General features: G+C 56.3%; 5 protein-coding genes and 2 pseudogenes. 5 read left to right on the top strand and 2 right to left on the bottom strand.

From position 1 onward, the window contains the following. Positions 1 to 220: pseudogene (locus tag ACIQ17_RS28325) on the top strand (serine/threonine protein phosphatase); the annotation flags it as partial. 827 nt (positions 221 to 1,047) lie between these two features. Here the strand turns inward: ACIQ17_RS28325 and ACIQ17_RS28320 are convergent. Beyond that, positions 1,048 to 1,308, bottom strand: a complete 261-nt coding sequence (locus ACIQ17_RS28320) for a helix-turn-helix domain-containing protein (protein WP_398472728.1) — start codon at positions 1,306 to 1,308, stop codon at positions 1,048 to 1,050. 157 nt (positions 1,309 to 1,465) lie between these two features. On the opposite strand from ACIQ17_RS28320, the gene ACIQ17_RS28315 reads away from it, so the two are divergent. From ACIQ17_RS28315 to ACIQ17_RS28300, 4 genes and pseudogenes are all read left to right on the top strand, one after another. Beyond that, a complete protein-coding gene (locus ACIQ17_RS28315; RefSeq protein ID WP_398472727.1) occupies positions 1,466 to 2,038 on the top strand; it encodes a DUF4339 domain-containing protein in 573 nt (190 codons plus the stop codon). Positions 2,039 to 2,135: 97 nt separating this feature from the next. Beyond that, on the top strand, positions 2,136 to 3,368 hold the full coding sequence (locus ACIQ17_RS28310; RefSeq protein WP_398472726.1) for a hypothetical protein: 1,233 nt from the start codon (positions 2,136 to 2,138) through the stop codon (positions 3,366 to 3,368). Beyond that, positions 3,365 to 4,159, top strand: a complete 795-nt coding sequence (locus ACIQ17_RS28305; RefSeq protein ID WP_398472725.1) for a hypothetical protein — start codon at positions 3,365 to 3,367, stop codon at positions 4,157 to 4,159. Before ACIQ17_RS28310 ends, ACIQ17_RS28305 begins: the two co-directional genes overlap by 4 nt. Before the next feature lie 574 nt (positions 4,160 to 4,733). After that, a pseudogene (locus ACIQ17_RS28300) lies at positions 4,734 to 4,997 on the top strand (hypothetical protein); the annotation flags it as partial. A gap of 462 nt (positions 4,998 to 5,459) precedes the next feature. Here the strand turns inward: ACIQ17_RS28300 and ACIQ17_RS28295 are convergent. Continuing rightward, the coding region (locus tag ACIQ17_RS28295) for a restriction endonuclease subunit R (protein ID WP_398472724.1) at positions 5,460 to 7,710 on the bottom strand (2,251 nt) is incomplete at its 5' end.

The following is a 7,710-nucleotide window of genomic DNA, read 5'->3' as shown; positions in this document are numbered from 1 at the left end:
CGATTTCGACCGTCTCTGGATCAAGAAACCTTTTCTCTCCTCCACCAAAGACTTCGGCCGACTGGTCGTTCATGGCCACGTTCCTACCGCCTCTCGTTTGCCCGAGATACATCCCAATCGACTAAATCTCGACACCGGGGCGGTCTTCGGCGGGCCGCTCACCGCAGCTGTTTTCAACGATCGGAACCGAGACCCGCTGCACTTCCTATCTGCAGCGTAACAGACAAGTGCCACCTAAGCCCAAGCCTCATCTCAAATTCGCGCAGTTTGGCGAACTTCCGCTGCAGAAAGGTCGCCCCATCAAATGATCGGCTACCGAACCTGATGGCTATGCGATCCGTCACAATTCGATCACTAAGGCAGCTTTGCGTACGGCGATGCGAGGAAACAGCCGCCTTCCTGGGTTGCTCGGGACCTCGAAATAGGAGTGCATTGCTGTCCGTTCATCTGATCAACGGCTCGCTTCCCATGGCTTGGTGGGTTGCAGATGAATTGCTAATCCCGAGATAAGGTCGTCATCTCCCGTTCGAAGAACGCCTCCAATCAGGTCGTACAGTCCCTGAAGGAAATCACCAAGACTGATTCCACCTGTCTCGAGTTGCTCGTCCAAATAACTGAGCCTCAATTCCATTTCCTCTGGGCGCATCCAGTTCACATTCCCATGCAACGCTTGTTGAACCTGATCGGTCGATCTTTGCTTGAAGTCAACGAATGGTTTGCGTCCTTCACAGCGAAGATGCGGAAGGGAGCGTCCGCGGCGTAGCGTTCGCGCTCCCTTCGGCTTCGAGCACAGGGGCTCCGCGGTGGCCTCGGCTCCATCGTCGTGATGAATCCGGGCGCCAAGCGATCGCTGGAGGTCCGATGGTAATAGCCGGTCGTTCTCTACGCCGTCTGAATTGCTGTCGGCCCTCTAATCGCGCCGTACGGCTTCATGCTAGCGATTCGGGCGACTTATTTAGTAAGGCCGGAAGGAGGTATCCGGACTATGGCCTATAACAGCACCAGTGGGTACGGGCCGGACATCACCTCCAAGGAACTCCATTAATCTCACTTTTTCTTGCGCCCCTTCCTAAGGGTCGCAGGAGGCTTCTCATCCTTCTTAGGGGCCACCAGCATTTCACTAACGGCTACCTCCAAAGCGACAGCAAGACGGTCTAGCGTTTCGACAGTGGGATTCTCGACCCCGCGCTCGATCCGTCCCACATAGGAGCGATCGACTCCCGCGTCCACGGCCAATGCCTCCTGAGAGACGCCGCGTATCACCCGCAGTCGCCTCAAATTCCAAGCCACAAGAGCCGTTGCCTTCATAGACAGAACAAACGGCTTTGCGGCCCATTAAAACACGCACTATAATGTCCCTATTTCAACAATTCGCGCCAAGCTGGCGCGAAAGATCGGCGGCCGATGGATGAATCTCAACTAGGGCAGTTGAGAGCCCATCAACGCGGGCAAACTGGGGCGTGAAATGACCGACACGACAACAAGCGAAGACGCTTGGTTTTATACGCAGGGTGGTGATCGCAAGGGCCCTGTGCCCGCCGAAAGGTTGCGCGAATTGCTGGCAGCCCAGACAATCGATGGCGAGACCTTGATCTGGCAGAAGGGGCAGTCAGCTTGGCAGCCGCTGCGCACCACCGAGATAGGCGCCGAACTGAAGGACATCCCGCCGCCTATCGATGCGAGCCATGTGAACAATGGCTGGGTCTGGGCGCTCGCCTTTGCACCGATCGTATATTTGTTCGTCGAAGTGGCAATCCTCGGTTACCGGGATAGCCATCCAGCGAACGACACATTCTACGAGGCATTTCTATCCCCGCTCAGCTGGCTCATTCCGCTCGTCGCCAACGCGACGCTTTGCCTTGTCGACGCAGAGCAGCTCAAGCGCGCCGGTTACAGCTCCGGCTGGATGACATTGTTCGCTCTGCTCTTGGCTCCCGTGTACCTCTTTTTACGCGCGCAAAACCTTCGTCAGGCGCCGACCTACGGCTTCGTGTGGGTGGCATCGTTCATCGTGTCCATCGTGCTGCGGGTCATGTGACATGCATCCGAGCTCCGAGCCGCCAAATTCACATTCAATACAGCTTGAGCCCGCGCCCTCGATTCCGAGCGCGAACGGCTCCGATAGGGGGATTCTCATGAAATTGGTTTGGGTGGCCGCCGCAGGTCTGTTGATCCCGGCGACGTCGGTCACCGCATCGAGCCACGACATCGCCAATCTCACCTGCTCGCAGGTCGGCCAATCTGAAATCGCGCGACAATCCTGGTCGATCGAGGGCCAACCATTTGGCATACCGTTCCGCGATTGGGACGCGCTGACGTTCGACCGCCTTCGTCGGAAGGTTTCCGACTGTGCGGCACAGGCCGGCCAAAATCCCCGAAGCCAGCTCGTGTATCTCCAACGTCTGGAAGGTCTGACAAAGCTACAAAATGCGATGTCTGCCAGCGGCGTAGAAAGTCGCAATATTGTCCCTGCGGCACAGCTGTCGCAGGGTACAGCAGTACAATCCCGGTCACGGGAGCAAGACGCCACACCGCAGCCTGCTCAACGGGGCTCTGGAGCCGCGAACGTTCCAGCGCCAACCGGGACTGAAGCCACTTTGCTCGCGAAGGTCGAAGCCTACGACACGCAGGACGAGCTACGCTCCTTCTGTCGAACCATCTGGAGTTCAAACCGCGACATGTCCGTCCGCCTGGCCGTACGGAGCAACTGTGAAAGACGGTTCCAACTTATGAAGGTAGCCGATCAAGAAAACGCTGAACGGCGCCAGGACGAAGATTCTGCAAAACAGTTGCCCGGCCTCATTCGCGAAATCCAAGAACTTCCCGATAGTGACGAGACGCGCGAAAAATTACGGAATCTCGCCACCAACAATAATTTTCGTCTCCCGAACTTATCCTTCCGCGACCAGAACTCCTACTTCCAAGAGATTCAAAGTCGATTGGGCAAGCTAGAATCGGCTCGCGGCAATGCCAAATGCGATCTGCTTCTGTCAAAGAAGCGCGTGCCTGCCGAAATCAGAGATGCAATCGTACAAGACGGCCTAGGCGGCGTGCCTCTAGCCACTTTTCTTTGCGGCCCAATACTGACTGCAAACAATGTGTCCGTCGCCCTCAGCTCTGGCAGCAACGTCGAGATTAAGGTCGATGACTATACCCTGACCTTCGCGCGTCGCCGCCTCTTGAAAGATCGTAACATCGACGTCGCACTCGAATCGCCGATTGTTGGCGGGGTTAGCGCGTTAGTATTGACGGGTGCAGCGCAACGAAACCGGCAGATCGCTATCGGAAATCCTAATTTCTTCGTTGTGAATTTTTACTCTCAATACACCGCGCAGGTCGACGCGTACCTCACTCAATCTGGCCGGTGAAGGACGACGATATGCGAAGCACGACGAGATTTTTCCAGAATTCGGCGGCCGCCTTCCTTTTGCTGATATCGGCATCAACAGCGCTTGCTGAGGATCTGACGAGTGATACGGCAGCCGAGCATGCCTTCCGGAGCTTCTATTCGATCAAGGCGTGGGCTCCGCGAACGCAGCCGATAGATATCGGTGACCGCGCACTCTGGGAACGGCACTTTCCAACTCGCACCTGCACTTGGCGCAAGCAAGCGATCCAGGTCGCGACCGCCGATATCGCGATCTTCTCCTCATGTCCTGCATACATTGGATCGCGCCGCATTTCCTTCGAATTCCACGGAAAGGCAGGCGACAGCGAGGTCTACCTCAAAAGCGTCAATGTGGAGGAGAAGGAACTCAGCGTCCTAGAATATGAGAATTTCATCGACCATCCGTTTACCAGCTACGGCTCCTATCAAACACTGCTCCAAACCAATGACCGCATGCGCGTCTTGTTACAAGCCGGAACGCGCGACATATCATCGATCGATCACTTTCTATCGACAGCAGAAAGCGCCGGATATTCGTGCTTTGTAACCGATCAATCGGTATCGAAGGGCATCTCAGTGTTCTGTTTTGTAGATGCGCACGATCCGGAAGATGCAGAATATGCCGTAAAACATCGGCCTTTCATCGTAGATTTCCAACGAGTTGATGCCGCCTGGGTCTTGCGAGCGATCCATATGGAAGAAAGAACCATCTCTGAGCCAAAACTCATGCATAAGTCGTTGTATGAAACAATTGGCTTGAACCATCGATAAACATTGCTATCGCACATTTGCGCAACAAGTTAGCGAGTAGCAAAGACGGATCGTTCCATCAGCGCCAACCACAGCTGAAATTGGGGCGGTTTCGCATTTCTTATTCTGAACCGAGTAAGGTTGCGGCCAGGCGCGCAGCTCACCGTGACGGCTCCGCCAGCAGCGGCGGAGAATCCGACCTCAATCTCTTCATCAACGACGTCAAAAAAGATCCAAGTCGTCGATCCACCACCGTTGCCGCAACTATCCTCTCCCATGAGCTGGAACGCCTTCACGGCCTCCTAGTCCGAGGCGCGATATCCCAAGCAGAATTCGATGGCCTGAAGGCAAAGCTTCTGGGTGCTTCGGCCCTCCGATGAGTGCTCCTTAATCAAAGTTGTGTTCTTCCGGCGGGGGGTGTCCCCTCCCGAAAGAAATGCGCGATAGCGCGGGGCACGGCGATCGTTACCCGAAGGGCCGAGACGCCGAAGGCGGCTCGGTGAGCGAAGCGAATAGAGCCCGTTTCCGCCGGAGCTTTGGCGCAGACGGATGCCCAAAACACCTTGCAGCATTGGCTGCTTGTGCTCTCTATTGCGGGTATACCCGTGAATTTGCCGAACGTACGTTCAAGCAACTTGAAGGTTTTGGAAGCTACGGCTTCCCGGAATCCCGCGCCGCCAGCTTCGCGCTCATCGCCTACGCCTCGAGCTGGATGAAGTGCCATCATCCCGATGCGTTTCTCGCAGCAATCCTCAATGCCCAGTCCATGGGCTTTTATGCGCCCGCGAAACTGGTGCGAGACGCCTGCCAACATGGTGTCGAGGTCCGTCCCGTCGACATCAATCTCTCGGAATGGGACTGAACGCTGGAGCCGAGATCCGGGAAATACCACGCCGTGCGCCTCGGCAATTGCGGGATTTTGATCCGGCCCCGCTCGATGTCGGCAGTCAGAGACGAGTAATTCAAGTGGGTGGGCTGCGGCAAACGCATTAGCTGCTCCATGGGTGGGGCTTCGCGTGAGTGATATGTAACCTAATGCCACTTAGGTGGTCAGTGCAGAAAATTGGCGGTGTCACTCGCCGGAGGCACTCGCACGAAGGGCTGCCGCTTCGCGGCACCGTTATCACTGCCCGTCGCACGGGTGCCTTGTTAACCGCTCTCGCGACTGCACTCGCTTTCGGGCCCCGCCGTCATTTTATGCCGGCGTCGCTATCACTGTCCCGAAAGCGGATGCCTCCTTCCTCTCGGTACGCCTGATCCTGCTGTACCGAAACTCTGGCGTCAGTTATGCGCACGGTGTTGGCCTGCAACGGCACGCTGATCAGAGTTTGAGCATACCGAGAGTCTCGACCCATTCACGGAGGTGCTGCTCGGTCACGGAGCGGTCTGTCAGTGGCTTCTCGTGATGGGCCACATAGGTATTCCGGAATTCATTCAAGTCGCTCACCCGCTTCAAATGATCGGAGGCGCCCGGAACGGAGAATACCTTCCTTACGGAAGCAAATACACCTCCGATCGGCGGCACGCCCTGTACAGCGTGATCCAGGCATGACCGGGTAAGTCCGATAGCGGAATGAACGGAACCAAACACGAGTGCTCGCTTGAGGGATGCTGCCATGTTCTGAAAGTGCCGCAACTCCCTATGCGGCACATCGGTGAAATCAGGCTCGAACCACCTCTGCTGATCCGCCTTGTTGGCAGGCAACAACGGCTGCAAGAGCTTCAGTATGAAGGTCTTGGCCGCTTCATCGACCGAACCCAAAAGGACCGTGAAGACGGGCGCCAAGCTCGTCACATCCGTCTTCTTCTCAAGATACCGGTAAATCTCCAGCGCTTCCTCAGCCGCTTTCTTGGCACGCGGGGTGAGCTTGGTCAGCGCTTCCTTGCCAAAAAACATTCCTGCATCCCCATCCGCCCTACCGGCGAACAGCGGGAGCTCCGGCGCGCTGCTCGTTTCACTCAGCAGATTCTGAAGTGCCGGCGCACAGGCCCGTACCAAATCGGCGAACTGGTTGCTGGTAAGCCCCTCCATAACGTTTTGGGGGATAAAGACGTATTCCCAGTCAGCCTTCGACCGCGAAGCGGCCTTGCACCACGCCACTGCGGCAATCGCTTTCCGGGATACATCTCGATCCTGCCGTCCTTTTGTTTCGACGAGATAGAGCTTTCCATCCGTCGATCGGACGAAGAAATCCGGAGTGTAAAAGGCAAGCCTTTGGTCCGCCGTCAAATAATCTATGCGAACGGCCTGGGGTCCTGCATTCTTGGCGAACGAGGTTATGTCTGGGCTCACATCTGCGAAGTTTGTGAGCGCTACTTCAAGAGAGCGGTTGCACGGAACGAGATTAAAGAGCGTATGCGCCGCCTTCAAGACAGGCCGTTCAGCCGAAAAGGATGCCTGAAAGGGCTTCCAGTGGCGCAGGGATTCTGCTGCGCCTGCAACACGCCGCTTCTCGGTTGTAATCGTCCGCTCACGGATCAGGGGAATGAAAACGGCACGGATATGCTCACGCACGTCCTGATCGGCGAGACGGGCAGATAGCCGCTTGTCAACTAACGACACTTTCTCTCCAAATAGCATTTCAGCAAGAAATGTCTGGAGAAGCGGTGCGAGCAACGCGTGAGCGCTTTGGACCTTGCAGGCAGCTTCAAGCTCGCGGATATAGAATGAAATAGCTGTCAGGCCGTTTTGGAGAAGCGGCAAACTCACCTTCATCTCCTCGACGACTTCGTTGGTTATGAGGTGCCGCCCCTCATATTTGAGTTCGGTCTCCCCTTTATTCCCGAGCGGCAGAGCCTTCAACGGACGAAACTTCTCGCGGACATGCTCGATCGCCAACCCTTCAAGCTTGGGTTGGATCTCATGTGCCGCCGTGAGCGCGGGCAACAGGATGTCGAGCTTGTCAAAATCCTTCGATTGGTCGGGAAATATCGTGACCGTTGTCGCCGGCACATCCTCCGCGGCGATCACCTCCAGTGGTAATCCTTCCTGTTCGAGCTCTTGTTCATAAAGGCTCGCGAACGCCGGATGCTCGATGACAGTTACTAGCTCGTTCGCCTGCCCCGGAGGCGTCATGCGGCGAAGACCACGGCCCAAGGTCTGCTCGGGCAGGATGTTCGCGCCAGAACTATAAGGGCGGAGGGGAACGATCGTGGTCACGTTCCTGACGTCCCAGCCTTCGCGCAACATGAGGACCGAGACGATGCAGCTATAGGGGCTCTCGTTCGTGTCAAGCTCGCGACTGATGCGCCGGATTGCCTTGAGGTCGTCGTCAGAGATTGCCTTTTCGTCCTCGACAAAAATCTCGACCTTCTTTCCTTCCTGCTTGATCGTCTTGATCTTGCCCTTAAGGTTCGTATGAAGGTTGATGGTCTTTTGGTTCAGCGCCTTAAATACCGGATCGTTGTTGAGCCGCCGCGCGATCTGGTCGGCCGCGTCCGTATTCTCGCACATAACGAAGAGAAGCGGCTTTTTGCCCGACTTCACCCACTCTTCCTGGCTCTTCTTCCAACGCTCGTAGCCGAGCCGAAGATGCGCCTCGTAACGATACGCCGCGTCTTCGTGAACCTGT

Origin of the sequence: Tardiphaga sp., from assembly GCF_044340795.1 — a bacterium.
Classification (GTDB): Bacteria; Pseudomonadota; Alphaproteobacteria; order Rhizobiales; family Xanthobacteraceae; genus Tardiphaga.
This window is presented reverse-complemented; position numbering and strand designations above follow the sequence as displayed.

Coding starts and splice junctions, on each gene's coding strand:
- ACIQ17_RS28310 (WP_398472726.1), top strand. CDS start 2,136: ATGAAATTGGTTTGGGTGGCCGCCGCAGGTCTGTTGATCCCGGCGACG.
- ACIQ17_RS28320 (WP_398472728.1), bottom strand. CDS start 1,308: ATGAAGGCAACGGCTCTTGTGGCTTGGAATTTGAGGCGACTGCGGGTG.
- ACIQ17_RS28315 (WP_398472727.1), top strand. CDS start 1,466: ATGACCGACACGACAACAAGCGAAGACGCTTGGTTTTATACGCAGGGT.